The organism is Qipengyuania sp. NPDC077410, assembly GCF_044543405.1.
Lineage (GTDB): Bacteria > Pseudomonadota > Alphaproteobacteria > Sphingomonadales > Sphingomonadaceae > Qipengyuania > Qipengyuania pacifica.
Map to the genome: position 1 here is coordinate 622,604 of NZ_JBITWB010000001.1, position 25,377 is coordinate 647,980.

Annotated in this window: 22 protein-coding genes; 11 read left to right on the forward strand and 11 right to left on the reverse strand. The window is 64.1% G+C overall.

The annotated features are described in order from the left end of the window. Positions 1–3: 3 nt before the first annotated feature. The 4 genes from ACIGGE_RS03100 to ACIGGE_RS03115 all read left to right on the forward strand — a co-directional run bounded on the left by ACIGGE_RS03100 (position 4) and on the right by ACIGGE_RS03115 (position 8,088). Positions 4–864 carry a hypothetical protein gene (locus ACIGGE_RS03100; RefSeq protein ID WP_397489403.1) on the forward strand — a complete coding sequence of 287 codons (861 nt, stop codon included), beginning with the start codon at positions 4–6 and terminating at the stop codon, positions 862–864. A 227-nt stretch (positions 865–1,091) separates the two neighbouring features. Continuing rightward, on the forward strand, positions 1,092–5,744 hold the full coding sequence (gltB, locus tag ACIGGE_RS03105) for a glutamate synthase large subunit (protein ID WP_301643224.1): 4,653 nt from the start codon (positions 1,092–1,094) through the stop codon (positions 5,742–5,744). 113 nt (positions 5,745–5,857) lie between these two features. Next, a complete protein-coding gene (locus ACIGGE_RS03110) occupies positions 5,858–7,294 on the forward strand; it encodes a glutamate synthase subunit beta (protein ID WP_397489405.1) in 1,437 nt (478 codons plus the stop codon). A gap of 14 nt (positions 7,295–7,308) precedes the next feature. Continuing rightward, on the forward strand, positions 7,309–8,088 hold the full coding sequence (locus tag ACIGGE_RS03115) for an SDR family NAD(P)-dependent oxidoreductase (RefSeq protein ID WP_397489407.1): 780 nt from the start codon (positions 7,309–7,311) through the stop codon (positions 8,086–8,088). Position 8,089: 1 nt separating this feature from the next. On the opposite strand, the gene ACIGGE_RS03120 is transcribed toward ACIGGE_RS03115, so the two are convergent. Further along, a complete protein-coding gene (locus ACIGGE_RS03120; protein WP_397489408.1) occupies positions 8,090–9,583 on the reverse strand; it encodes a serine hydrolase domain-containing protein in 1,494 nt (497 codons plus the stop codon). Between the two features lie 55 nt (positions 9,584–9,638). Then, positions 9,639–10,322 (reverse strand): uracil-DNA glycosylase, encoded by a 684-nt coding sequence (ung, locus tag ACIGGE_RS03125; protein WP_397489409.1) that lies wholly within the window; start codon positions 10,320–10,322, stop codon positions 9,639–9,641. A 79-nt stretch (positions 10,323–10,401) separates the two neighbouring features. Between ung and ACIGGE_RS03130 the strand changes: the two genes are divergently transcribed. The 3 genes from ACIGGE_RS03130 to ACIGGE_RS03140 are packed head-to-tail and all read left to right on the forward strand — an operon-like array spanning position 10,402 to position 12,260. Next, positions 10,402–11,019 carry a ribonuclease D gene (locus tag ACIGGE_RS03130; RefSeq protein WP_196847145.1) on the forward strand — a complete coding sequence of 206 codons (618 nt, stop codon included), beginning with the start codon at positions 10,402–10,404 and terminating at the stop codon, positions 11,017–11,019. A gap of 24 nt (positions 11,020–11,043) precedes the next feature. Then, positions 11,044–11,712: an LPS export ABC transporter periplasmic protein LptC gene (locus ACIGGE_RS03135; RefSeq protein WP_103023958.1), complete on the forward strand. Its 669-nt coding sequence runs from the start codon at positions 11,044–11,046 to the stop codon at positions 11,710–11,712. Next, on the forward strand, positions 11,712–12,260 hold the full coding sequence (locus ACIGGE_RS03140) for an LptA/OstA family protein (RefSeq protein WP_301643220.1): 549 nt from the start codon (positions 11,712–11,714) through the stop codon (positions 12,258–12,260). Before ACIGGE_RS03135 ends, ACIGGE_RS03140 begins: the two co-directional genes overlap by 1 nt. Positions 12,261–12,270: 10 nt before the next feature. On the opposite strand, the gene holA is transcribed toward ACIGGE_RS03140, so the two are convergent. The 4 genes from holA to ACIGGE_RS03160 all read right to left on the reverse strand — a co-directional run bounded on the left by holA (position 12,271) and on the right by ACIGGE_RS03160 (position 16,844). Next, positions 12,271–13,317 (reverse strand): DNA polymerase III subunit delta, encoded by a 1,047-nt coding sequence (gene holA / locus ACIGGE_RS03145; RefSeq protein WP_397489410.1) that lies wholly within the window; start codon positions 13,315–13,317, stop codon positions 12,271–12,273. After that, positions 13,314–13,802: an LPS assembly lipoprotein LptE gene (gene lptE / locus ACIGGE_RS03150; protein WP_103023955.1), complete on the reverse strand. Its 489-nt coding sequence runs from the start codon at positions 13,800–13,802 to the stop codon at positions 13,314–13,316. Before lptE ends, holA begins: the two co-directional genes overlap by 4 nt. Then, on the reverse strand, positions 13,802–16,318 hold the full coding sequence (leuS, locus tag ACIGGE_RS03155; protein ID WP_397489411.1) for a leucine--tRNA ligase: 2,517 nt from the start codon (positions 16,316–16,318) through the stop codon (positions 13,802–13,804). Before leuS ends, lptE begins: the two co-directional genes overlap by 1 nt. 76 nt (positions 16,319–16,394) lie before the next feature. Further along, on the reverse strand, positions 16,395–16,844 hold the full coding sequence (locus ACIGGE_RS03160; protein ID WP_103023953.1) for a DUF3576 domain-containing protein: 450 nt from the start codon (positions 16,842–16,844) through the stop codon (positions 16,395–16,397). 333 nt (positions 16,845–17,177) lie between these two features. Here ACIGGE_RS03160 and ACIGGE_RS03165 point away from each other — a divergent pair, with 333 nt between their 5' ends. Both ACIGGE_RS03165 and phbB read left to right on the forward strand, forming a co-directional pair. Beyond that, on the forward strand, positions 17,178–17,942 hold the full coding sequence (locus ACIGGE_RS03165; RefSeq protein ID WP_397489412.1) for a hypothetical protein: 765 nt from the start codon (positions 17,178–17,180) through the stop codon (positions 17,940–17,942). 113 nt (positions 17,943–18,055) lie between these two features. After that, entirely contained in the window at positions 18,056–18,781 is a 726-nt protein-coding gene (gene phbB / locus ACIGGE_RS03170; RefSeq protein WP_103023952.1) for an acetoacetyl-CoA reductase, read from the forward strand. A gap of 42 nt (positions 18,782–18,823) precedes the next feature. Here phbB and ACIGGE_RS03175 read toward each other — a convergent pair whose 3' ends face one another. After that, complete coding sequence (locus ACIGGE_RS03175; RefSeq protein WP_397489413.1) at positions 18,824–19,561, reverse strand: DUF4019 domain-containing protein; 738 nt, start codon at positions 19,559–19,561, stop codon at positions 18,824–18,826. 88 nt (positions 19,562–19,649) lie between these two features. Here ACIGGE_RS03175 and ACIGGE_RS03180 point away from each other — a divergent pair, with 88 nt between their 5' ends. Beyond that, a complete protein-coding gene (locus ACIGGE_RS03180) occupies positions 19,650–19,910 on the forward strand; it encodes a ribbon-helix-helix domain-containing protein (RefSeq protein ID WP_369828438.1) in 261 nt (86 codons plus the stop codon). A gap of 32 nt (positions 19,911–19,942) precedes the next feature. On the opposite strand, the gene ACIGGE_RS03185 is transcribed toward ACIGGE_RS03180, so the two are convergent. Both ACIGGE_RS03185 and murA read right to left on the reverse strand, forming a co-directional pair. Further along, positions 19,943–20,164 (reverse strand): hypothetical protein, encoded by a 222-nt coding sequence (locus ACIGGE_RS03185; protein WP_103023950.1) that lies wholly within the window; start codon positions 20,162–20,164, stop codon positions 19,943–19,945. A 62-nt stretch (positions 20,165–20,226) separates the two neighbouring features. Then, entirely contained in the window at positions 20,227–21,510 is a 1,284-nt protein-coding gene (gene murA, locus ACIGGE_RS03190) for a UDP-N-acetylglucosamine 1-carboxyvinyltransferase (protein WP_397489414.1), read from the reverse strand. Positions 21,511–21,646: 136 nt separating this feature from the next. Between murA and galU the strand changes: the two genes are divergently transcribed. Beyond that, a complete protein-coding gene (galU, locus tag ACIGGE_RS03195) occupies positions 21,647–22,537 on the forward strand; it encodes a UTP--glucose-1-phosphate uridylyltransferase GalU (protein WP_397489415.1) in 891 nt (296 codons plus the stop codon). A gap of 55 nt (positions 22,538–22,592) precedes the next feature. Here the strand turns inward: galU and ACIGGE_RS03200 are convergent, their stop codons facing one another. Continuing rightward, positions 22,593–24,314, reverse strand: a complete 1,722-nt coding sequence (locus tag ACIGGE_RS03200; protein WP_397489923.1) for a flotillin family protein — start codon at positions 24,312–24,314, stop codon at positions 22,593–22,595. A gap of 37 nt (positions 24,315–24,351) precedes the next feature. Further along, positions 24,352–24,984 carry an OB-fold-containig protein gene (locus tag ACIGGE_RS03205; RefSeq protein WP_397489416.1) on the reverse strand — a complete coding sequence of 211 codons (633 nt, stop codon included), beginning with the start codon at positions 24,982–24,984 and terminating at the stop codon, positions 24,352–24,354. Positions 24,985–25,377 lie beyond the last annotated feature (393 nt).

Below are 25,377 nucleotides of genomic sequence, written 5' to 3' on the forward strand. Positions count from 1 at the left end.
CCGATGACCGACGCAACCCGCACCGCACCAGTCAGCAAACACCCTGCGTTCAAATGGGGTGTCGGCTTGTGGTTTGCGTTGCTGATGGGGCTTGGCCTGTTTGTCATGCCCGAGAGCATCCATCAGGCACTGGCCGAACGACTTTTCCTGGATGGCGTGCTGAGCGCCGCGTCGAGCAGGATTGTCCTGTCCGTAATCGCGGCTTTGCTTGGCCTGCTGATAGGTGTCGTGCTGGCCATGCGTGTCGCGGCGATAAACGACGCCGTTCACGACGACGATGAAGAAGACGACGTCGACCCCGCCTGGCTTCGCGAGGAGGAAGAGCCACTTCCTGTCGCCGCCACCGAAGACGCGCCGCGCCGCCCGTTCAATCCGCGCGAAGACATGCACGAAGAAGGGATTGCGACTTCTCAGGCAGATGATGCCGAGGTTGCCGCGCCTCCAATTGACGAGCCAACGGACTATTCTTCCGAAGTCGGCGCTTACCCCTCTGAAATTGTTGAACCGATCGACGACGAAGCGCGCGGTTCCTGGGACCCCGAATCCGACGATGGGCAATCCGTTGGCGATACGGAAGAGATTTCCTTCGACACACCCCGGGCCGATCCGCCGGTCGTAGCGGATGCGGTTGGCGACCTCTCGCTGGATGCGCTGACGGCGCGGCTTGAACGCGCGCTGGAGGCATGCAAGGCAGGCCCCGCTACGTCGCGCCAGGACGAAAATACCGATCCGGTCATTGCCTTTCTTCGCCGCGAGGCCGAGAATGAGACACCTTTGCGGCCTCGCCAGGACGAGACCGGCGATCCGGAGGCGGAACTGCGCAGCGCGCTTGAAAAGCTCAACAGGGCGACCAAGTCGCAATAGAGCCAGCCGGGTACGCGCTTTTCAGCGCCTGACGCCCGTTAAAGTGTAAATCTTGCAGCCCGTGAAATTTTGCTACGCTGCTCGCAGTTGCAAAAAACCGTTCCTGTCGGCATTAGGTCCCTTCGCGCAATTTTGCAGGCATCGCGCGCGGTGCCGATTGATCCTGTTCCTGACCGATCCGTGCTTTGGGCGGGCGGTCGGTGGGCATGAAGGAGGACGCTTCGCCAATGGGACGCACGCCGCCCCACGCTACGGGTCTTTACGATCCGCGTAACGAGCACGATGCCTGCGGCGTCGGCATGGTCGCCCATATCAAGGGCAAGAAGAGCCACGCCATCGTCACGCAAGCGCTTGAAATACTTGCAAATCTGGACCACCGCGGCGCGGTAGGCGCGGACCCGTTGCTGGGCGACGGCGCAGGGATTCTGCTGCAGATTCCCGATCCGCTGTTCCGCAAATGGGCACAGAACGAAGGCAAGGAACTGCCCGCGCCGGGCGATTACGCGGTCGCCATGTGTTTCCTACCACCTGCGGATCAAGCGTTTGATTTCGTCACCGAACAGCTCGAACGCTTCGCAGAAAAGGAAGGCCAGCGTGTGATCGGCTGGCGCGACGTTCCGACAACGCTCGACGGACTGGGCGAAGCCGTCATCGAATCGATGCCGCGCATCCGCCAGTGCGTGATCGCGCGCGGCCCCAATTGCCCCGATCAGGACGCCTTCGAACGCAAGCTGGTGGTGATCCGCAAGCAGACGCTCAATCCGCTGAAGGCACTGGAAGAAAAGCATGGAATTGAAGGCCTTAGCCAGGCCTATATACCCAGCTTCTCCAGCCGCACGGTCGTTTACAAGGGCCTGCTGCTGGCAAATCAGGTGGGCAGTTTCTACGACGACCTGCGTGATCCGGACTGCGTTTCGGCACTCGGCCTCGTCCACCAGCGCTTCTCGACGAATACCTTCCCGAGCTGGCGCCTGGCGCATCCCTACAGATTCATGGCCCATAATGGCGAGATAAACACCGTTCGCGGCAACGTGAACTGGATGGAAGCGCGCCGCCGGACGATGGAGAGCGAACTGCTCGGCGCAGATCTCGACAAGATGTGGCCGCTGATCCCGCACGGGCAATCCGACACCGCCTGCCTCGACAATGCGCTCGAGCTGCTGGTGACGGGCGGATACAGCCTGGCCCATTCGATGATGATGCTGATGCCGGAAGCCTGGGCGAAGAACCCGCTGATGGATCCCGCGCGCCGCGCTTTCTACGAATACCATGCCGCCCTGATGGAGCCATGGGATGGCCCGGCTGCCGTGTGCTTTACCGATGGCCGCCAGATCGGCGCCTGTCTCGATCGCAACGGCCTGCGCCCCGCACGCTGGTGCACGACCAAGGACGATCTCGTCGTCCTCGCATCGGAAAGCGGCGTGCTGCCGTTCAGGGACGAGGACATCACGCGCAAGTGGCGTCTCCAGCCGGGACGCATGCTGCTGATCGATCTGGAAGAAGGGCGCATCGTCGAGGACGAGGAGCTCAAGACCCAGCTCTCCAATGCCGAACCTTACGAGGAATGGCTGGAAGCGGCACAGTACAAGCTCAAGGATCTCGATCACATCGAGCCGGATCTGAGCGAGATCGCGAGCACCGACACCAGCCTGCTCGAATGCCAGCAGGCGTTCGGGTACACGCAGGAAGACATCGGCCGCTTCCTGGAGCCCATGGCGCGCGGCGGCGAGGACCCGATCGGTTCGATGGGGACCGACACCCCGATCGCCGTGCTGTCGGACCGCAGCCGCCTGCTGTACGATTATTTCAAGCAGAACTTCGCACAGGTCACAAACCCGCCGATCGATCCGATCCGCGAGGAGCTGGTGATGAGCCTGCTGTCGATGATCGGCCCGCGCCCGAATTTGCTGGGCCGCGACGCCGGCACGCACAAGCGCCTGGAAGTAAGCCAGCCGATCCTGACCAACGAAGGCCTGGCCAAGGTCCGTTCGGTGGAAGTCGCGCTGGACGGCGCATTCCGCACCGCCACGATCGATATAACCTGGGATGCAAGCACGGGCGCCGATGGACTTGCCATGGCGCTGAAGGAAATGTGCTGGGCTGCGACCGAGGCCGTACTGGGCGATGCCAACATCCTGATCCTGTCAGATCGCGGGCAGGGCCCCGACCGTATTCCCATGCCCGCACTGCTCGCGACGTCGGCAGTGCATCACCAGTTGGTGCGGCAGGGGCTGCGCATGCAGACCGGTCTGGTCATCGAGACCGGCGAGGCGCGCGAAGTGCACCATTTCTGCGCGCTGGCAGGTTACGGCGCGGAAGGCATCAACCCCTATCTGGCGTTCGAAACGCTCGAGACCCTGCGCGAAAAGCGGTTTCCCGAACTCGACGCGGATCAGGTCCGCCAGAATTACGTCAAAGCCGTCGGCAAGGGGATCATGAAGGTCATGTCCAAGATGGGCATCTCGACCTACCAGTCCTATTGCGGGGCGCAGATCTTCGATGCGGTCGGGCTGAATTCCGAATTCGTCGATGCCTATTTCAACGGCACGGCCACCACGATCGAAGGCATCGGCCTGAAAGAAGTGGCCGAAGAAGCCGTGCTGCGCCACGCGCAGGCCTATGGCGACAGCCCGCTCTACAAGGGTATGCTGGATGTCGGCGGTATCTACCAATATCGCCTGCGCGGCGAAGCGCATGCCTGGACGCCGCAATCGGTCGCGCAATTGCAGCACGCGGTACGCGGCAACGATCCGAAGAATTACCAGGAGTTCGCCGCGGCGATCAACGAGCAGTCCGAACGGCTGCTGACGATCCGCGGACTGATGGAACTGAAGCCTGCCGAACAGCCCATCGACATCGACGAGGTCGAACCGGCGGTCGAGATCGTCAAACGCTTCAGCACGGGCGCGATGAGCTTCGGTTCGATCAGCCACGAAGCGCATTCGACGCTGGCCATCGCCATGAACCGGCTGGGCGGGCGTTCGAACACGGGCGAAGGCGGCGAGGAGCCGGAGCGCTTCCGCCCGATGGACAATGGCGATTCGATGCGCAGCCGGATCAAACAGGTCGCCAGCGGCCGGTTCGGCGTGACCACCGAATATCTGGTCAATTCCGACGATATCCAGATCAAGATGGCGCAGGGTGCAAAGCCCGGCGAAGGTGGGCAGCTGCCCGGACACAAGGTGGACAAGCGCATCGGCGCGGTGCGCCATGCGACGCCGGGTGTGGGCCTGATTTCGCCCCCGCCGCATCACGACATCTATTCGATCGAGGATCTTGCCCAGCTGATCCACGACCTGAAGAACGTCCAGCCCAAGAGCCGTATTTCGGTCAAGCTGGTGTCCGAAGTCGGAGTGGGCACGGTCGCCGCGGGCGTATCGAAGTCCAAGGCCGACCATATCACCATTTCGGGATATGAAGGCGGCACCGGGGCGAGCCCGCTGACGTCGCTGACGCATGCCGGATCGCCATGGGAAATCGGCCTTGCCGAAACGCAGCAGACGCTGCTGCTCAACGATCTGCGCAGCCGCATCGCGGTGCAGGTCGATGGCGGCCTGCGCACGGGCCGGGACGTGGCCATCGGCGCGCTGCTGGGCGCGGATGAATTCGGTTTCGCCACGGCTCCGCTGATCGCGGCCGGGTGCATCATGATGCGCAAGTGCCATCTCAATACCTGCCCGGTCGGCGTGGCGACACAGGACCCGGTGCTGCGCAAGCGGTTCACCGGTACGCCCGAACACGTCATCAATTACTTCTTCTTCGTGGCGGAAGAACTGCGCGCCATCATGGCCGAAATGGGCTTCCGCACGATCGAAGAAATGATCGGCCGGGTCGACAGGCTCGACATGCGCCGGGTGGAACGCCACTGGAAGGCGCATGGCGTCGACCTGAAGCGCATCCTCCACGCAGTGCCGCTGGAAGAGGGCCAATCGCTCCACCATACCGAAACGCAGGATCACGGCCTTGCCGCGGCAATGGATGTGGAACTGATCAAGGCCTGCACGCCCGCCATCGAAAGCGGGCAGGCCGTCCAGCTTACCCGCACGATCCGCAATGTGAACCGCACCGTCGGCGCCATGCTGTCGGGCCGGATCGCGGAGGTGCATGGCCATTCGGGCCTGCAGCCCGACACGATCCGGATCGACTTTACCGGCGTTGCCGGACAAAGCTTCGGTGCGTGGCTGGCCCACGGCGTGACCGTAAGCCTGACCGGCGATGCCAACGACTATGTCGGCAAGGGCCTGTCGGGCGGGCGCATCATCGTTCGCCAACCCGAAGAGGCCCCACGCGCGCCGGGCGAAAACATCATCGTGGGCAATACGGTGCTGTACGGCGCGATTGCCGGTGAAGCCTATTTCCACGGCGTGGCGGGCGAACGCTTTGCCGTGCGCAATTCAGGCGCGGTCGCCGTCGTCGAAGGCACGGGCGACCATGGGTGCGAATATATGACCGGCGGCGTGGTCTGTGTGCTGGGCCCCACCGGTCGCAATTTCGCCGCCGGGATGAGCGGCGGCATTGCCTATGTCTACGACCCGGAGCGCCGGTTCGAAAAGCTGTGCAATCTGGCGCAGGTCGATGTGCTGGATGTCCAGCCGGGCGATGGCGAAGGCGCCGACAAGAGCTGGGGCAGGCCACAGCAGCGCGGCGTTTCGGTCGAGAATTTCGGCATGGGCGACCCGCTCTACCACGATGCGGAGCGCGTAAAGGTGCTGGTCGAACGCCATCTGCTGCACACCGGATCGGCCCGCGCCAAGGGCTTGCTGGATGACTGGGCGAACGAGCTCAAGAACTTCCGCAAGGTGATGCCGCGCGACTATGCCCGGGCGCTGAAGGCGCTCGAGGAAGAACGCGAACAGGCCGCGATGGAAGCTGCGGAATGATCATGCATGCCTCGCCATTCCCGCATGGGCGGACATCCAGCCGTTACGGGTGCGGCCCGGCCTTGGGTCCCTGCCTTCGCGGCGATTACGAATTTAGTTTAGGGTTTGATTGAATGGGCAAGGAAACGGGTTTCCTCGAATTCGAGCGCGAGGATCGCACCTATCGCGATCCCGAAGAACGGCTGACGCACTACAAGGAGTTCGTCGTTCCGCTGTCGGAGAAACAACTGCGGAACCAGGCGGCGCGCTGCATGAACTGCGGCATCCCCTATTGTCACAACGGCTGCCCGGTGAACAACATCATCCCGGACTGGAACCATCTGGTCTACGAGGACGACTGGAAGAATGCGCTGGAAGTGCTGCATTCCACCAACAACTTCCCCGAATTCACCGGCCGCGTCTGCCCCGCCCCGTGCGAGGCGGCCTGCACGCTCAACATCGTCGACAGCCCGGTGACCATCAAGTCGATCGAATGCGCGATCATCGACCGCGGGTTCCAGGAAGGCTGGGTCAAACCCGAAGTGCCCGAAAAGCGCACCGGCAAATCGGTGGCGGTAATTGGCAGCGGTCCGGCAGGGCTTGCCTGCGCGCAGCAACTGGCGCGCGCCGGCCATGCCGTGACCGTGTTCGAGAAGTCCGACCGCATCGGCGGGCTGCTTCGCTACGGCATTCCCGACTTCAAGATGGAAAAGCACCTGATCAACCGCCGGGCGGTGCAGATGGAGGCCGAGGGCGTCCAGTTCCGCACATCGAGCGAAGTGGGCGTGGAAGTTAGCTTCCAGGCGCTGCAGGAGAACTTCGACGCGGTCGTGCTGGCGGGCGGCGCGGAAGAAGCGCGCATGCTGGACATTCCCGGATCGGAACTGAACGGCGTGCGGCTGGCAATGGAATTCCTGACCCAGCAGAACAAGCGCAACGCAGGCGACGAGGAAGTGCGCGCCGCGCCGCGCGGCTCGCTCACCGCTACCGGCAAGCACGTGATCGTGATCGGCGGCGGCGATACCGGCAGCGATTGCGTGGGCACCAGCAACAGGCAGGGCGCCGCCAGCGTCACCCAGCTGGAAATCATGCCCAAGCCGCCCGAGAAGGAAGACAAGGCGCTGACCTGGCCCGACTGGCCGCTGAAGCTGCGCACATCGTCCAGCCACGAAGAGGGGGTCGACCGTGACTGGGCCGTCCTGACCAAGCGTGTCACCGAAGAAAACGGCGATGTCGCCGGGCTCGAATGCGTGCGCGTCGAATGGAAAGACGGCAGGATGCAGGAAGTGGAAGGCAGCACCTTCACGCTGAAGGCCGATCTCATCCTGCTGGCCATGGGCTTTACCGGGCCGAAGCGCCGAGGGCTGCTCGACCGGGCAGGCGTGGATCTGGACGGGCGCGGAAATGTGGCGGCGGATACCGAATGGTATCTCACCAGCGAGGCGAATGTGTTTTCCTGCGGCGACATGCGGCGCGGGCAGAGCCTCGTCGTGTGGGCGATCCGCGAAGGGCGCCAGTGCGCGCGCGCCGTCGATCTCGCCCTGATGGGGGCGAGCGAACTACCCCGCTGACAGAAGCGACAGCCATGGCCTTCACCCCCTTCGATCTGACCGGCAAGGTGGCGGTGGTGACCGGCGGCAATGGCGGGATCGGGCTGGGCATGGCCGAAGGGCTTGCCGGGGCGGGCGCGGATGTCGTCATCTGGGGCCGCAAGGCGGACAAGAACGCCGCCGCCCTCGAACAGCTGAAAGCGCATGGTACGCGGATAGAAGCGCTGTCGGTCGACGTGTCGGACGAGGCCGCCGTGGTGGACGCGATGGCGGAAAGCCTTTCGCGGATGGGCCGGATCGACACCTGCATCGCCAATGCGGGCGTGGGCGGCAGCGCCCCGCTGATTGAGCAGACGACCGAGCAATGGCGCAAGGTGACCACGGTCAATCTCGACGCGGTATTCTGGACGCTGCGCGAAGCATCGCGGCACATGGTCGAACGCGCGGAACGGGGTGACAAGGGCGGTTCGTTGCTGGTGACATCCAGCGTATCGGCGATCCACGGCGCCCCGCAGAACCAGGCCTATGCCGCTACCAAGGCCGGCGTGCTGGCGATGGTGCGCGGCACGGCGGTGGAGCTTGCCCGGCACGGCATTCGCGCCAATGCCGTGCTGCCCGGCTGGATCGCCACCGACATGACCGAACGCCTGCAGAACTGGGATGCCTTCAACGAAAAGGCCATCGGCCGGGTGCCCATGCGGCGCTGGGGCGAAGGCGAGGACTTTGCCGGCATCGCGGTCTATTTCGCCAGCGATGCCAGCCGGTTCCACACCGGCGATTCGGTAGTGATCGACGGCGGCTACACGATCTTCTGAGCTACAGCGGCCTTAGCCGGCGGCTGGTATTCGAATGCTGCCGGACTGTGTGGATCTTGCCTGCACGGTCGCGTTCGAAGACCACCTCCTCGCGCTCTTCGCCGCTGGGCGAAATGACCCGAAAGCGATCGCCGCCCAGGGGTTTCAGGCGCGACATCTTGTCCGCCGGTGCCCCGGCATCGGGATCGATCCAGGTGAGCCCGCCGGCCCATGGCACGAACATGAATTCGCCCGACCACGGCTGCCCGTCATAGACGCCCGCGAATTCGGCCAGATCGACTCCCTCGACCGCATCGAACGGTTTGGCTTCGCCGCGCGCCTTGATCAGCGCCGCGATCCCTTCGGCGAGGCGCCCGGGATCGTCCATCGCATTCATGGCGATCGCCACGCCCATCTCTTCTGCCGGCGCCAGCATCAGCATGCTGCGATAGCCGGGACAGCTGCCGCCATGCCCGACCACGGTGGTGCCGCCGATATTGCGCACGGCAAAGCCGAGGCCCCAGTTGGTCTCCCAATCGGGCGACACGTAATGCACCCGTTCCATCTCGCGCAGGGTCGAGGGCCGCAGGACTTCGCGCTGCCCCGTCCGGGCAAGGCGGAAGGTCCAGCTGGCGAATTTGGCGAGGTCTGCCACGCTGGCGCTGAAACCTGCCGCAGGCGCGATGCCCGCCGGATCGAACAGCTTCAGTTCCGGACGTGTGCCATCCGCCTCCAGCGCGCCCCAGCCCACGGCCATCTGCTTGCCATAGAGTTCCGCCGGAATACCCGGACGCGTATCGCTGAGGCCGAGAGGCTCGAGGATGTTCGCGGTCACATAGTCCGCATAGGGTCGGCCGCTCACCGCTTCGACCGTCTCGCCGACCAGCGTCAGGCCGAGGTTCGAATATTGCCAGGTTGTCGATGCAGGATAGAGCGGGGACTGGCTGCCGATGGTCGCGCGAACCTGCTCCTGCGAGGGAAAGGTAAAATCGGGCCCGGTCCAGTAGGGAAAGTCCGCTTCGCGCGGAAGGCCTGCGGAATGGGTCAACGCCCCGCGCAAGGTGATCGGCACGCTTTCACGCGGATCGTCGGCCAGCCTCGCCCACGGCAGATATTGCGTAATCGGCGCGTCGAGCGCGACCTTGCCCTGTTCCCATTGCTGCATCAGCGCGACGGCAGTGAACAGTTTGGATATCGAGCAGATCGAATAAATCGTCTCGGGCGTAGCGGGCTTGTCCTGCCTGCGATCGGTCGCGCCGAAACCCTTCGCCCACACCGTCCGGTCGCCCAGAGCCACAGCGGCGGAGATCGCAGGAATGTTGCGGTATCGGCGCTGTCCTTCGATCCATAATTCGCTGGCGCGCATAGCTTCGGCCAGCGCGGCTGCCTTGGCAGCATCCATCTGCGCAGCGGGTTCGGCTTGCACGGCGGGCGCCCTGCCGGTCTGCGCCCCCGCAGGTATAGCCATGCCCAGCACCGCCAGCGCAGTGCTCGTCCTGAATATCGCTTGCTTCATCGTTCCCCCTGCCATCCCGCCGATCATCCTACACGTGCCGACGACTGGCAAGCGATTACAACGCCCAGTCGATGGCCTCGCGGCCATGGTCTGAAAGAAAGGCATTTGTCCTGCTGAACGGCTTCGAGCCGAAAAACCCGCGATGCGCCGATAGCGGGCTGGGGTGCGGGCTTTCGATCACGCAATGCTGCCCTTCGCGCAGGCCGGCGATCCGCTTTGCCTTCGCCTGCGCATGGCTGCCCCAGAGAATGAACACGCTCGGTTCATCGCGGGCCGCAACTGCTGCAACGCAGGCGTCGGTGATAGCGTCCCATCCTCGCTTGGCGTGGCTGCCGGCCTTGGCCGCCTCGACCGTCAGGGTGTTATTAAGCAGCAGCACACCCTGCCGCGCCCATTTGCTCAGATCGCCATGATCGGCGCGCGCCACACCAAGGTCCGCTTCCAGTTCCTTGTAGATGTTCACGAGGCTCGGCGGGATCTTCACCCCTTCGGGGACGGAAAAGCACAGCCCCATGGCCTGACCCGGACCATGATAGGGATCCTGCCCCAGGATCACGACCTTTACCTTGTCCAGGGGCGTCAGTTCGAGCGCTTTCAACCGGCAGCCGCGCGGCGGGTAGATCTGTTTGCCCGCCTGTTCTTCTGCGACCAGAAACCCACCCAGTTGCCGCGCCTCTGCGGTCGCCAGGACCGGTTCCAGTACGGGTTGCCAGCTTTCGGGGATCGGTTCGCCTGCCATGACAGCGGGACTAGGCCGATCCGCCTTTGCTCGCCAGCACCCCTTCCCACCAATCCCCAATCGGCCTAAGGCCGCGCACATGGCAGTGCATTTCCACGAAGAAGACCTCCCCGCAGGCGTACTCGCCGACGGCCCCGTTGCCGTCGATACCGAAACCATGGGTCTGGTCACGATCCGCGACCGGCTTTGCGTCGTCCAGATCAGCGACGGCAAGGGCGACGAGCACCTTGTCCGGTTCGGCCCCGACAGCAGTTACGATGCGCCGAACCTGAAAGCCGTGCTGGCCGATCCGGCCCGTCTGAAGCTGTTTCATTACGCCCGCTTCGACCTGGCCGCGATCGAGCATTACCTCGGCGTCATGGCGACGCCCTGCTATTGCACCAAGATCGCCAGCAAGCTCATCCGTACCTACACCGACCGCCACGGACTGAAGATGCTGGTCGAGGAACTGCTCGGCGAAAATATCTCCAAGGCCCAGCAGTCGAGCGACTGGGGCGGCCCGGTGCTGAACGATGCGCAGCGTGAATACGCCGCGAGCGATGTTCGCTATCTTCACCGGATGAAGGAAGAACTCGACCGTCGGCTGGAACGCGAAGGGCGCACCGAGATGGCACAGGCCTGCTTCGATTTCCTTCCCACACGCGCGCGGCTGGACGTGGCAGGCTGGGCCGATCACGACATCTTCAGCCATATGTAAGGATAGGCCGGTCAGGCATAACCCATGGTATCGCGGCACCGCAGGATAGAAACGCAGGAAGCGAAAGCGCGCCGCAGCGAGCGCCAGCACTGGGCCGAGCCCGGTGGCTCGCACGATCGCATGGTTGCCTTTCTGTCGCGCGCTCTGCCCATGGGCGTTGGGGTGCTGGCGGCGCTGATGGTGATCACGCCGCTCAGTCCGCGCGGTGAAGTCAGCTTCCTGCTCGATCGGAACAAGGTGGCCGTCATCAACGAGCGGCTGCGCGTCGACAATGCGCTTTATCGCGGTGCCGACAACAAGAACCGTCCCTTCTCTCTGACAGCGGGCGAAGCGGTCCAGCGCTCCAGCGCCGAAGGCATCGTGCGCATGAACGATGTCGTGGCGCGTCTGCTGCTCGACGAAGGTCCCGCAAGGCTGGTCGCGCAGGGCGGGCAATACAGTATCGATAACGAAATCGTCGCAGTACGCGGCCCGTTACGCCTGACGGCCGCCGACGGTTACCGCATGGTTGCGCGCGGCGTATCGCTCGATCTTGCGAACAAGCAGCTCGTCGGTTCGGGCGGGGTCGACGGCGCCATACCCGCCGGCACCTTCAGCGCCGACCGCCTGAACGCCGATCTTTCGGCACGCACCATTACCCTGACAGGCAATGCGCGCTTGCGCATGGAACCCGGAAAGCTGAGGATGCCCTGATGAAGCCGTTGCTCCCCACCATCGCCCGCTGGGGCATCGGGTCTTTTGCCGTCACGGCGGCCGCCTTGGCCGGTATCCAGCTTTCGGCGCAGGCGATTGCCGGACACAATTCCAATGCGCCGGTCAGCTATGCGGCCGACCGCATCGAACTGCAGGACCGGCAGAACCGCGTCGTCCTGTCGGGCAATGTGAAGATCACGCAGGCTGGTCTCAATCTCGATGCGGCGCGCACCATCGTCAATTATACCGACGCCGGTTCGCTGAAAATCCAGCGCATCATGGCCACCGGCGGCGTCCAGGTGACGCGCGGGAACGAGCGCGCGCGCGGCGATACCGCGGTATATGATTTCAACCGCCGGATCATCACCATGGCGGGCAATGTTCGCCTCAATCGCGGCGGCGATACGCTGAACGGCGGACGGCTGGTCATCGATCTGGCGACCGGCGTATCGAGCGTGGATGGACGTGCCAGCGGATCGTCCTCGGTCACCGGCCAGGGACAGTCGGGCGGCCGCGTGACAGGCACGTTCTCGGTCCCCGAAAACTGATACCTGCCGCTTAGCGGGTCCGCGCCGTCGCCACCCTGGCGATGTCGGCCAGGCCCTGCGCCAGCAGCAGTTCGGCCGCCTGGCTGTTGGTCAGCAGTTCGCGGTGCAGGGAGACGAGCCGCCGGGTCAGCCGGTCAAGCTTGTCTCCGTGCCGCCACAGCGCCAGTTGCTGCCCGATCTCGCGCTTTTCCTTGAAGAAGATGCCGAGCCGCGCCTCTTCCCCGCGATCCAGATCGCCAAACCCGCGCGAGCCGAGCGCTGCGGCGATCCGCGCCAGCTGCGCCGCACGCCGTTCGAAGGCCAGCAGCACGCCGACCGGATTGAGGCCGAGCTGTTTCATCCGCCCCAGTTCGATCCCGAGCTTGACGGCCTGCCCCCCCATCACGACATTGACGAGCGAGGCAAAACCATCGTCTTCGCTCGATGCGCCGATGGCATCGAGATCGTCCGCGGTGGCCGTCTGCGGACTTTGCGCGCTGGCATCCAGATAGAGAGCCAGCTTGTCGACCTCGCTCTTGGCCAGTCGGATGTCGAGATTGGCGGCGCGCGCGATCCGTTCTGCCAGATCTCCGCCCAGCCGCACGCCCGCGCCATCCGCCAATGCGCGCACGCTGCGGGTGACGGAGGGCAGATCGGGCGGATAGAACATGGCCACCAGCGCATCCCTGCGCTTTTCGAGCAGCTTGGCGGTGCGCGATTTGTCGGTAGCGGACGTGGCCACGACGATCACCGGACAAGCCTCGCCTGCCCCAGCATCGCTGGTTTCGATCAGCACTTTCAGCGCCTCTGCCGCCTCGTCTCCATTGGCGCGAATCCAGATGTGACGCTTGTCGCCGAAGAGCGAATTGGTGCGCGCTTCGTCGCCCAGCCTGGCCGGATCGTTCTTCACCTCGCCGCCAGACATCTCCAACCGCTCGCCCGGTTCGGGAAGCCACGTGACTAGGTCGTTGGCCGCAGCTGTCGCCCCGGCTTCATCCTGGCCGCAAAAGAAGAAAATCGAACAGCCCTGTGCGGCCGAACGCCCCTTCGCCGCGAAATCGCGGTTCGTCAGCTTCACCGCTGGTTGCGAAGCGCCAGCGCGACGCGCGTCACGATCCGCTGGGCAAGGTCCTGCGAGAGATTTTCGAGCGCCGTCTGTTCGGCGGCGATGACGGCATATTCGCTCGACACCACGTCGATGCCGGCATCCGACCCGTCGGTCGCATCGAGGACGATCTCGCCCGTCGAAAGGTCGGTCAGCTGATAGCGTGCGCGCAAAGTGCGGCGTTCACGGCTGATCGTATCGTCGCGCAGGATCGCCAACCCTTCGAGCCGGTCGTCCAGGCGGATATCGATGCGGTAGCGCGGCGCGGGATTACCCGCTGCGGCAAAGCGTTCTTCCAGCGCACTGCGCACCAGCCAGCCCGCGCGCCCTTCGATCGGCGCCACTTCGATCGCGGCGAGCGACTGCGCCACCGCACCGCTGCCGCCGCCCGCATACATGGGCGAAAGGCCGCAGGCCGACAGTGTGGCGAGGGCGAGGCTGGCGAGGAGGATACGCATCAGGTGACGATATTCACCAATCTGTCGGGGACCACAATGACCTTGCGCACTTCTGCCCCGTCGAGCGAGCGCTGGACCTTCTCGCTGGCGAGCGCCATGGCTTCGAGATCTTCCTTCGAAGCACCCTTGGGTGCGGTCAGCGTATCGCGCAGTTTGCCCTTGTGCTGGACGGCGATGGTGACTTCATCGTCGACCAGAAGCGTTGGATCGACAGTCGGCCAATCCGCATCGGCGACCAGCCCGGTTTCGCCCAGCGTGGCCCAGGCTTCCTCGGCCAGATGGGGCATCATGGGTGCCACAAGCTGGACTAGCGTGCGGATCGCGGCCGAGCGGCTGGCAGAAGGCTGCGCCTTTTCCACTGCGCCGGTCAGTTCGTAAATCCGCGCCACCGCCTTGTTGAAGCCGAGCGATTCGATATCGCCCGCGACCGCCTGAACGGTCTTGTGCACATGTCGATCAAGCGTTTGATCGGTGCCCTGAACACCTGCATCGAACGCACCGAACAGGCGCCACAGGCGATGGACGAAACGGCTGCAGCCTTCGATCCCGGCTTCGGACCAGGGCAAGTCGCGTTCGGGCGGGCTGTCAGACAGCATGAACCAGCGCACGGCATCTGCGCCATAGGTGTCGACGATGGTGTCGGGGTCGACCACGTTCTTCTTCGACTTCGACATCTTGATGACACGGCCGATCTCGACCTCGCCGCCATCGTCCTTCAGCAACGCGCGTTCGGCGTCGCGGCTGATCTCGTCGGGCGCATAATAGACGGTCTTGCCGCCCGTCTTGCGGCTGTAGGTCTCATGCGTGACCATGCCCTGCGTGAACAGCGAAGCGAAGGGTTCCTTCACGTCGATCTGTCCCATGTGGGCCAGCGCGCGGGTCCAGAAGCGGGCGTAGAGCAGGTGCAGGATCGCATGCTCGATGCCGCCGATATACTGTTCGACCGGCAGCCACTTGGCGATCTCGTCCTTGTCGAAGGGCTTGTCCGCGGGCTGGCTGGCGAAGCGCAGGAAATACCAGGACGAATCGACGAAAGTGTCGAGCGTGTCTGTCTCCCGCTCTGCCTTGCCGCCGCACTTGGGGCAGTCGACATGCTTCCATGTCGGATGGCGCAGCAGCGGGTTGCCCGGTGTCTGGAAATCGACATCCTCGGGCAGGGTGATCGGCAGGCTGTCCTTGGGCGCGGGCACCACGCCGCATGTGTCGCAATGGATGAAGGGGATCGGCGTGCCCCAGTACCGCTGGCGCGATACGCCCCAGTCGCGCAGGCGCCACACGGTCTTGCCCTGACCGCGGCCCTGCTGTTCGATCCGCGCGATGATTTCGCGTTTGCCATCTTCGACCGCCATCCCGTCGAGGAAGTCGGAATTGACGAGCACGCCCTCGCCCGGCTCGGCCTCGCCCGCGAAGGGCTTGCTGGCATCTTCGGCGCTGGCAGCGACCACGCGCGGGATCGGCAGGCCGTATTTGGTCGCGAATTCGAAGTCGCGCTGGTCATGGCCCGGCACGGCCATGATCGCGCCGGTGCCGTAATCCATCAGCACGAAGTTCGCGATATAGACCGGCAGGTCCGCGCCGGTGAACGGATGCTTCGCGGTGATACCCGTGTCGAAACCGAGCTTTTCCGCGGTCTCCAGTTCGGCGGCAGTCGTGCCGCCCTTCTTGCACAGGCCGATGAATTCGCGTGCCTCGTCGCTGTCCAGCGACTGCGCCACCGGATGATCGGCCGCGACGGCGACGAAGCTGGCGCCGAAGATCGTGTCGGGCCGCGTCGTATAGACCGGCAGTTTCTCGCCATTCGACAGGTCGAAGCTGAACTCCAGCCCCTTGGACTTCCCGATCCAGTTTTCCTGCATCAGCCGCACCTTGTCGGGCCAGTTTTCGAGGCCGTCCAACCCTTCGAGCAGCTCTTCGGCAAAGTCGGTGATCTTGAGGAACCACTGCGCCAGCTTGCGCTTCTCGACCTCGGCGCCGCTGCGCCAGCCCTTGCCGTCGATCACCTGTTCATTGGCCAGAACGGTCATGTCGACCGGGTCCCAATTGACCTCGCTTTCCTTGCGGTAGACGAGGCCCGCTTCGTAGAGGTCGATGAACAGCGCCTGCTCGTGGCCGTAATAATCCGGCTCGCAGGTTGCCAGCTCGCGGCTCCAGTCGAGCGCGAAGCCCAGCCGCTTCAGCTGCGCTTTCATGTGTTCGATATTGGCGCGGGTCCAGCCGCCGGGGTGGACGCCCTTTTCCATCGCCGCGTTTTCGGCCGGCATGCCGAAGGCGTCCCAGCCCATGGGGTGCAGCACTTCGTGCCCGATCGCCTTCTTGTAGCGCGCCAGCACGTCGCCCATCGTGTAATTGCGCACGTGGCCGATGTGGATGCGCCCTGAAGGATAGGGGAACATCTCGAGCACGTAGCTCTTGGGCTTTGCCGAATTGCTATCGGCGCGGAAGGTCTGCGCCTGGTCCCACGCATTTTGCCAGCGCACATCGGCGCTGGCCGGATCGAAACGGGTATCGCTGCTCATAGGCAGCCGCGTTTACGGATTTTGCCGGCTATTGGAAGGCGCTTTTCAGGCCAGCGCCCGCCAATGCCTGCGCAGGTCAGCCCATCGCTTCGCGGCGCAGTTCGCGGGCCTTCGTCAGGATGACGTCTTCCAGCTTCTGCACGGTTGCCGCCTGTACCGGCGCATCGACCCATGTCCCGCCCTGATTGACCTGGCGGCTTGCTGCAACGCGCAGGGCATCGGCGCGCAGATCCGAATCGAGGATGGTGACGGTCATCTTCACCCGTTCGCCCGGATTGCTGGGGTTGGCGTACCAGTCGGTCACGATCACGCCGCCATTGCTGTCGGCCTGCAGCAGCGGTGCGAAGCTGACCGCATCGAGCGCGGCGCGCCAGAGATAGGAGTTCACGCCGATCGTCGTGACCTGTGAGGCTGCGACGTCGGCCCGCGGCCGTTCGCGCCCGCCACCGCATGCCGCGAGGCCAACCGTGGCTGCGATCGCAACGGCGAAGGTTGCGGGGCGGCGGATGTTTGCGAAAGCGCTCATGTCGGTCCTTGGTATCCTGCAGGTTTCTTGGCTCTATAATGCCTGCACGCCTCGGAGCAAGGCAAACGGGCCAGCGGCCCACACAGTCTCCAGCGCGTGAATATGGCCTTAATTCATTGCCCGGGAACAAGTTAGGGTTCGCGTGCTTGTGGAAACTGGGCAACACTTTCTGTCAATTACCACCAGGGTTTGTGGAAAAGCTGGCCAAGGCATGGGCGAGTGGTAGGATGTTTGCCGGAGTAGAGGGAATCGCCTGCGCCTTTAATGCAGGAGTCAGGGACCGTTCAGCGGATTTCTGGCTTACTGGTGCAGCAACATAGGAAAAGAAATTCGGTGGCACATTCGGTCAAAAACCAGAGCAAGGCGCGGTTCGTACCCGCGGCGCTGGTTGCTGCCGGTCTGGCCCTTTCCATTCCCGCTGCCGGCCTTGCCGTCGTTCAGACCAGCGCTGCCGCGGAACTCCCCGAAGACATCGCCTACCTGCCCTTCACCCCGGCCAAGATCGATCCGCAGCTTGCTGCGCGCGTCGCTGCCGTGATGGGGGAAAAGGGCCTTCGCTTCACCCCGGCCAGCAAGCCGGGACTGAGCAAGGACCGCACCGTCACCGTGGCCGTCCGGGTGGACGATGCAACGGCCCGCGCGATTTCGATCCGCAGCGGCATCGATTCGGTCGGTACCGCCGGTAACCGCGAACGCGTTCTTGCGGTCAACCCGACCAGTTACAACCTCGGCGTCGCCCGCGGTTACCAGAGCTTCTCGCAGCCCACGCAGCCCAAGACCGTTTCGGTCGGCCTGCGCGACATGGGCATGCCCGATCTGGCCGCCTTCGCACCCGACAAGATCGAGAAGGCCGACAAGCCGAGTCGCTTCAATTCGCGCGTCGCGATCAACCGGGAAGACAGCGGCACCCGTTCGCTGCGTACACCCGACGGCCTGCCCGGCCAGAGCGTGGATCTCAGCACATCCTATCGCGTGATCGGCAACGTCAACGTGACGGCTGGCGTTCGCCTGTCGAAGGATAACAACCGCCTTGCCCCGCTGACCGATGGGGTCGAAGACGATCAGGCCGTTTACGTCGGCACCCGCGTCAACTTCTAGGCACTACCGGAAAATACGTCTGCATCCTCGCCCGTCTGGGCGAAAGGACTTGGCGCGTCGTGCATCCCTCGCTTAAGTCGTGGCAACGCTACGGAAAGCTTGGGAGAAAGATCATGACACGTGTGGCCATCGTTACCGGGGGCACGCGCGGAATCGGCCGCGCCATCTGCGAACGCCTGCGCGACGAGCGCGAATTCACCGTCATCGCCAATTATGCGGGCAATGACGATGCGGCGCGCAAGTTCACCGATGAGACCGGCATTGCGACGATCAAGTTCGACGTCGGCGATTTCGACGCGGTGCAGGATGCCTGCGGCAAGGTGGCAGAAGAACACGGCCCGATCGACGTCGTCGTCAACAATGCCGGCATCACCCGCGACGGCACGCTTTTAAAGATGAGCTATGAAGACTGGGACGCCGTGATGCGGACCAATCTGGGCGGCTGTTTCAATCTCGCCAAGGCGACCTTTTCGGGCATGAAGGAACGCGGCTGGGGCCGGATCGTGAACATCGGTTCGATCAACGGGCAGGCGGGCCAGTATGGCCAGGTCAATTATGCCGCCGCGAAGAGCGGGATCCATGGCTTCACCAAGGCGCTGGCGCAGGAAGGCGCGCGTTTCGGCATCACCGTCAACGCCATCGCCCCGGGCTATATCGACACCGACATGGTCGCCGCCGTGCCCGAACCGGTGCTGGAAAAGATCGTCGCCAAGATCCCCGTCGGCCGGCTGGGCAAAGCGAGCGAAATCGCCCGCGGCGTCAGCTTCCTGTGTTCCGACCATGCCGAATTCGTGACCGGTTCGACCATGAGCATCAACGGCGGCCAGCACATGTATTGATCGGCGGGAGGGCGGATCGCGCAAGGCATCCGCCCTCTCCCATCACGACACGTAAATGCCTGCGACTTTCCATGCGCCATCTTCGCGCACCAGCGAGATCGTTTCGACCACGCCTGCGCGATTGGCAAAATCCGTCCGGAACTTCACGATGGTGATGCCCTGCGGCGACGGCACATCGTCCTGCCCGATATATTTGCGCGACAGGGTCTTCCCGAGGCCGGACTGGACCTTTTCCGCCGTATCGCTCCAGAGCTTCAGCGTGTTGGCTTTGCGAAACGAGGTTGCTGTGGCGGCATAGCTCGCCTCCCAGTCGCCCGCATCGAGCAACGTCAGCCAGGCCCGCGCGGCGCTTTCGACCTCCGCATCGCTGGGTGACGATTGGGTTGCCCCGCCCGCATTGTCGTTCTGGACGATCGCGGGGACGAGAAACAGTGCGGCTGCGGCAAGGGTAAGCATAATGACAACTCCTGCAAGGATCGGACGGCGGGCGGGCATGCCTGCCGTTGCCCCGCCATCGTCATAGCTTTGCCGGGCCCCCGCATCCCCCAAATCCATGGATACAGGTTTTTCGGGGGCCACCCCTTCGCGTTCCAGCACCAGCCGGGCCGCCTCGCGGCTGCTGGTGACTTCCAGCTTGCGGCGCGCGGCGCGCAGACGTTCGTTGATCGTATGGACCGACAGCGCCAGTTCGCTCGCCGCGGATTTCGCATCGTGCCCGCGCACCATCAGGCGCAGGGTCTGCTTTTCCTTGTCGGTGAGTTCGTCATAGCCGTCAGCCATGCCTGAAACCTAGGCGCAGCACGGTTCACCGCACACCCCAAAAAAATCGTATCGGCCCCGGCCCCGGCGATGTAAGGGGCCGCCGCTTATGGAAATGCCCCCGTACCATCCGCCGAAAAAATACTCCGTCCGGATCGACGGCCATCGCACGTCGATCAGTCTCGAGCCCATGTTCTGGGAGATGCTGACCGCTGCGGCTGCCGCGCGCAGCCAGTCGATCAACGCGCTGGTCGCCCAAATCGATGCCGAGCGTATCCGCGCCGCGACGCCGCCGGGCCTTGCCGGGGCAATCCGCATCTGGCTGGTTACACATGAAAGGGGCGGCTGGATCGCTCCAACCGCCCCTTAGGACTCTCGTCCTCTCCAACTGGAGTAAACGGGTCAGTAATTGGCCGGCGGATCGCTGGCGGGGAAGCTCTGGTCGCTTTCCTCGTCAGCCTGAGTCCATTTGCGGCCCGAACTGTCGCGCATGGATTCCGGACCAGCGTCGCGCACCGAGGCGTTGCCCTGGTTGCCGGAAAACGCCGGCTGCGACTTGTTCTTTTCGTAATAGCGATAGCCGGCATATCCGAGCCCGCCGAGGGTCAAAAGCTTGAGTAGCATGACAAAACTCCTTTGTTGCTGACCCAACGCCCGTCATCGCGGAAAGGTCCGCACCCGCTGCCTCAATCGTCGCCAACCCGTTCGATATCCGCGCCGACAAGCTGGAGCTTCTCTTCCAGCCGCTCGTAACCGCGGTCGAGGTGGTAGAGCCGGCGCACCGTCGTCTCGCCTTCTGCGGCAAGGCCCGCGATGACCAGGCTCATCGAGGCGCGCAGATCGGTCGCCATGACTTCGGCGCCGGTGAGGTTCACCGGCCCGCGCACGATTGCCGTGCGGCCTTCGGTTTCGATGTCCGCCCCCATGCGCGCCAGTTCGGGCACATGCATGAAGCGGTTCTCGAAAATCGTTTCCTTCAGCACGCTGGTGCCTTCGGCCCGGGTCAGCAGGCTCATCAGCTGCGCCTGCATGTCGGTGGCAAGGCCGGGGAATGGCGCGGTGGTGAGGTTGTGCGCCTTCAGCGGCCCACTGGCGCGCACATCGACACCCTTCTTGTCGCTTTCGATCTCGACGCCGATATTGCGCAGCGCGTGAAGGGTGGAGCCCATGTCTTCCGCTTCCGCGCCTTCCAGCCGCACGTCGCCGCCGGTGATCGCCGCAGCGCAGGCATAGGAGCCTGCCTCGATCCGGTCCGGCATGACGCGATAGGTCGCACCGTGCAGCCGCTTGGCGCCGTGGATCGTCAGTTCGGACGTGCCGATACCTTCGATCTCCGCACCCATGGCGGTAAGCAGCCGGCACAGGTCGACGATTTCCGGTTCGCGCGCGGCATTGATCAGCCTGCTGGTGCCGTTGCACAGCACCGCCGCCATCAGCGCATTTTCCGTCGCGCCGACCGACACGATGGGGAAATCGAAATCGCCGCCGGGCAGCCCGCCGTCGGGCGCGCTCGCCTTCACGTACCCCTGCGCCAGTTCGATATGCGCGCCGAAGGCTTCCAGCGCCTTCAGATGCAGATCGATCGGGCGGTTGCCGATCGCGCAGCCGCCGGGCAGCGAAACGGTCGCCTCGCCCATGCGCGCCAGCATCGGGCCCAGCACGAGGATGGAGGCGCGCATCTTGCGCACCAGTTCGTATGGCGCGACGGTGCCGGTCAGCCGCGTCGCTTCCAGCGTGACCACGCGGCCGAAATCTTCCGGTCGCTGGCCCTGGATCGTGTGCGCCACGCCGAACTGGCCCATCAGGTGCTGGAACCCGTCGATATCGGCCAGCCGCGGCAGATTGCGCAGCGTCACCGGCTCTTCGGTCAGCAGCGCGCAGGGAATCAGGGTGAGCGCGGCATTCTTCGCGCCCGAAATCGGGATGGTACCGGAAAGGCGATTGCCGCCGCGAATGATCAGTTTGTCCATGCCGCTTCCTTAGAGAAGGCAGCGCCGCTGGCAAGCGTCACGCCGCTGTCGCATCACGGCAGCGGGCCAGGACCGCGCATGCCGCATAACCTATGTCGATTGACCCGATACCGCTGGCGACTTACCCCCTGCAGCCATGAACCAGCACAAGCCGATCAAGAAAGCCGTCTTTCCCGTCGCCGGGCTGGGCACGCGTTTCCTCCCCGCGACCAAAGCGATCCCCAAGGAACTGCTGCCCATCGTCGACCGCCCGCTGATCCAGTATGCGGTGGACGAAGCGCGCGAGGCGGGGATCGAACAGATCATCTTCGTCACCGGCCGCGGCAAGACCGCGATCGTCGAACATTTCGACATCGCCTACGAACTCGAACACACGATGCGCGAACGCGGTAAGGACCTCTCGGTGCTGGAGCCGACCCGGGCGACGCCGGGCGACATCATAACCGTGCGCCAGCAGGTGCCGCTCGGCCTCGGCCATGCCATCTGGTGCGCCCGCGCCATCGTGGGCGACGAACCCTTCGCCATCCTGCTGCCGGACGAGCTCATGGTGGCGCAGAAGGGCGGCGGGACCGGCTGCATGAAACAGATGGTCGATGCCTATAACGACGTCGGCGGCAATCTCATCTCGGTGCTGGAAGTGCCGCAGGAAGCCGTCTCCAGCTACGGCGTCATCGCGCCCGGCGAGGTGAAGAGCGAGACGCTGACCGAAGTCACCGGCCTCGTCGAAAAGCCACCGGTGGCCGAAGCGCCGAGCAACAAGATCGTTTCGGGCCGTTACATCCTCCAGCCCGAAGTCATGCGCCTGCTGGAAGACCAGGAAAAGGGCGCGGGCGGTGAAATCCAGCTGACCGACGCCATGGCCCGGATGATCGGCAACCAGCCCTTCCACGCCGCGACCTTCGCCGGCCGCCGCTTCGACTGCGGCAGCAAAACCGGCTTCGTCGAAGCGACCCTGGCCCTCGCCATGGAACGCGAAGACATGGGCGCGGAAGTACGCGCGATGGCGGAGCGGTTGCTGAGCGAGTAAAAGGGCAAAGAAGGGGGCGCCGCGGCGCCCCCTTGCTCCTTTCTAGCTGGCTTTTTTACTCAACCTCGGCGTCGTCCTTGGCGGAAGCCTTCTCCGGCTTCGCCTTGGCCTGCGGCTTAGTCGTCTCTTCTGCCGGTTCATCCTGCACTTCGGCGAGACGAAGCGACGTTTCGGCTGCTGCGGGACCCTTCACGAGATTGTCCAAGGACGAACCGTCGAGGCCCAGTTCCTTCATCAGGCCGTCTAGCACGGGCGCCTGCGCCCGATAGGCAAGCGCTGCGCTCACCGCATCGCTTGCAAGGTTGCCCGAACCGTTTCCGGTGGTCGACGTCCCGCTCTTGCCATTGCCGTTGGTCAGCCCGTCCACCTGAACGATCTTGATCGAATCGATCGCTTCCATGGGCTTTGCGCTTTCGCGGATGACTTCGGGCAGCACGTTCAGCAGCGCCAGCTTGGTCTGCAGGCTGATCTGGTCGGACGACAGGAGGTTGGCCGCCTCGTTGATCGCCCTCTGACCGGCAGCTTCGACCTCGAAACGCACGCGGGCGGCTTCGGCGCGCAGCTTTTCGGCCTCGGCCTCGCCTTCCGCTTCGCGGCGGGCGGCCTCGGCGCGGTTGGATGCAGCATCCTTTTCGGCTTCGGCATCGACGCGGATCTTGATGGCGTCGCGTTCGGCCTGCTTCGACGCTTCGATCAGTTCGATCTTCTTCTGGCGCTCGGCGATCTCGCTTTCGCGTGAGGTAGCGACCTGTTCTTCCGCGGCCACCGCCTTGGCGCGGGCCTCGTCGGCGTCGGCCTTGGCCTGGCTTTCCTCGCGGCTCTTGTTCTGAACGGCGATCTGCTGCTCCTGTCGCGCGATCTCGAGCGCGCGCTGCTGGTCGATCCGCGCTTCCTCGACAAGCCGGTCGGCTTCGATCTGCTGGGCATCGACCTGCTTCTTCGCTTCGATCCGAGCGGCATCCGCCTCGCGGTTGCGTTCGGCCTGTTCGCGGGCGATCTCGGCCGATTGCGCCGCGCGCCGGACCTCGACTTCACGCTCCTGCTCCAGCCGCGCATATTCCTGATCGCGGCTGATCTCGAACGAGCGCTGGCTCGCCTCGAGGTTCTTGGTTTCCATCTGGACGCGGGTGTCCTGCTCGATATCGTTGCGCAGTTTCTTGCGCGCTTCGATCTGCTCGGTCAGCTTGGTCAGGCCTTCCGCGTCAAAGGCGTTGTTGGCGTTGAAATGTTCGATGCTGGTCTGGTCCAGCCCGGTGAGCGAAACCGATTCCAGTTCGAGCCCGTTCATGGCGAGATCGTTGGAACTCGCCTGCTGCACCTTCTGGACGAAGTCGGCGCGCTGCTCGTGCAATTCGTTCATGGTCATGCCGGCGGCGACGGAGCGCAGGGCATCGACGAACTTGCCTTCGACCAGATCCTTCAGCGCCTCGGGCACCATGGTGCGCTGTCCCAGCGTTTGCGCGGCCATGGCGATCGCGCCCGCATCGGGCCGCACACGGACATAGAATTCGGCCTTCACGTCGATACGAAGGCGGTCCAGTGTAATCAGCGCTTCGGTGTCGCGCCGCACCACGGCCAGCACCACGGTGTTCATGTTGACCGGCATCGTTTCGTGGAACACCGGCAGCACCAGCGCGCCGCCGTTCATCACGACTTTTTCCCCGCCCACGCCCGTGCGTACGAAAGCGACTTCCTTCGAAGCGCGGCGGTACAGCCGTGCAATTGTCAGCCCGACCACCAGAATGAATACGACGACCGCACCAACCGGTACCGCCAGTTCTACAAGATTATTCAATTACCCCTCCTCGAAGAAATCAATCGGGCGACAGGCGGCGCTCGGCCAGCGCTGTCGCGTAAAAACTGCCGCCTTCGCGGCGAACCAGCAATACTTCGTCCCCGGCGTGCATCTCACTGGCCGTTTCGTGCGGTTCGACCATGACGTGATGCGGATGGCCGTAATGATCGCGAACCTGTGCGCGGGCGGGCGATCCGCTGCGCGCAGTTCCATCGGTGATCCGTGCTCGCCGACCCAACAATGCGTCGAGAGAGACCGCAGTCGTCTCATCGCGCGGCAAGATTGCCCCGAGCGGTCGCGCCAGAAGTCCGGTAACGGGTAATGCGGCAATGCCCGCCATGACTGCAGCGAGCCAGCGGTCCAGCGGCGCTCCGAGCAGGCTGTCGGCCAGCGCCTGACCACCTACGCCGATACCGGCGAACAGCAGCAGAAAAAGTGCGAGCCAGATTGTCAGGGGGACCCGCCCGATACCGAGGAGGGTGAAAATGCCATCTATCGGCCCGGAAGAAATCGCGGCATCGCCATCGATATCGGCGTCCACATCCGCCCCGCCAAAGACATCGCCAAGACCTACCAACTGGATCGCCGCCAGCGCCAGCATCACCGCCAGCGCGACGGCGAAGGGCAGGTTATGCGGCTCGAAGATGGTCATCCCCCTGTCCCCCTGATGGCGATGCTCGTTTCTGTCCTTTTTACGGTGCTTTAGGCGTAGCAACCGGGCACGCTCAGCGATAGCAAATTCGCGGCGCGGATGCAGCGTACCGGAAGAAGGTGGCGGATTTCCTACAAGCGCTTGGCCTGCTAGCTTCGCGGCGGCTCTTTCCTACCGTCCATCACCCGCGGCCGCGCCCAGTCTGCCAGGCCGCAAGTTTACACGTACGCGTCGCAAGCCGACATTTCGCCTGCGCAAGCCGACATCCGGTTCGCACAAGCTGACGCCGTTTCTGCGCAAGCCGACGCCTTTCCGCGCAAGCTGACGCGATCTTGCGTAAACCGACAGGTTTTTGCCCCTGGACTGTGTAACACCCGGTCCATGTCTCGGCCC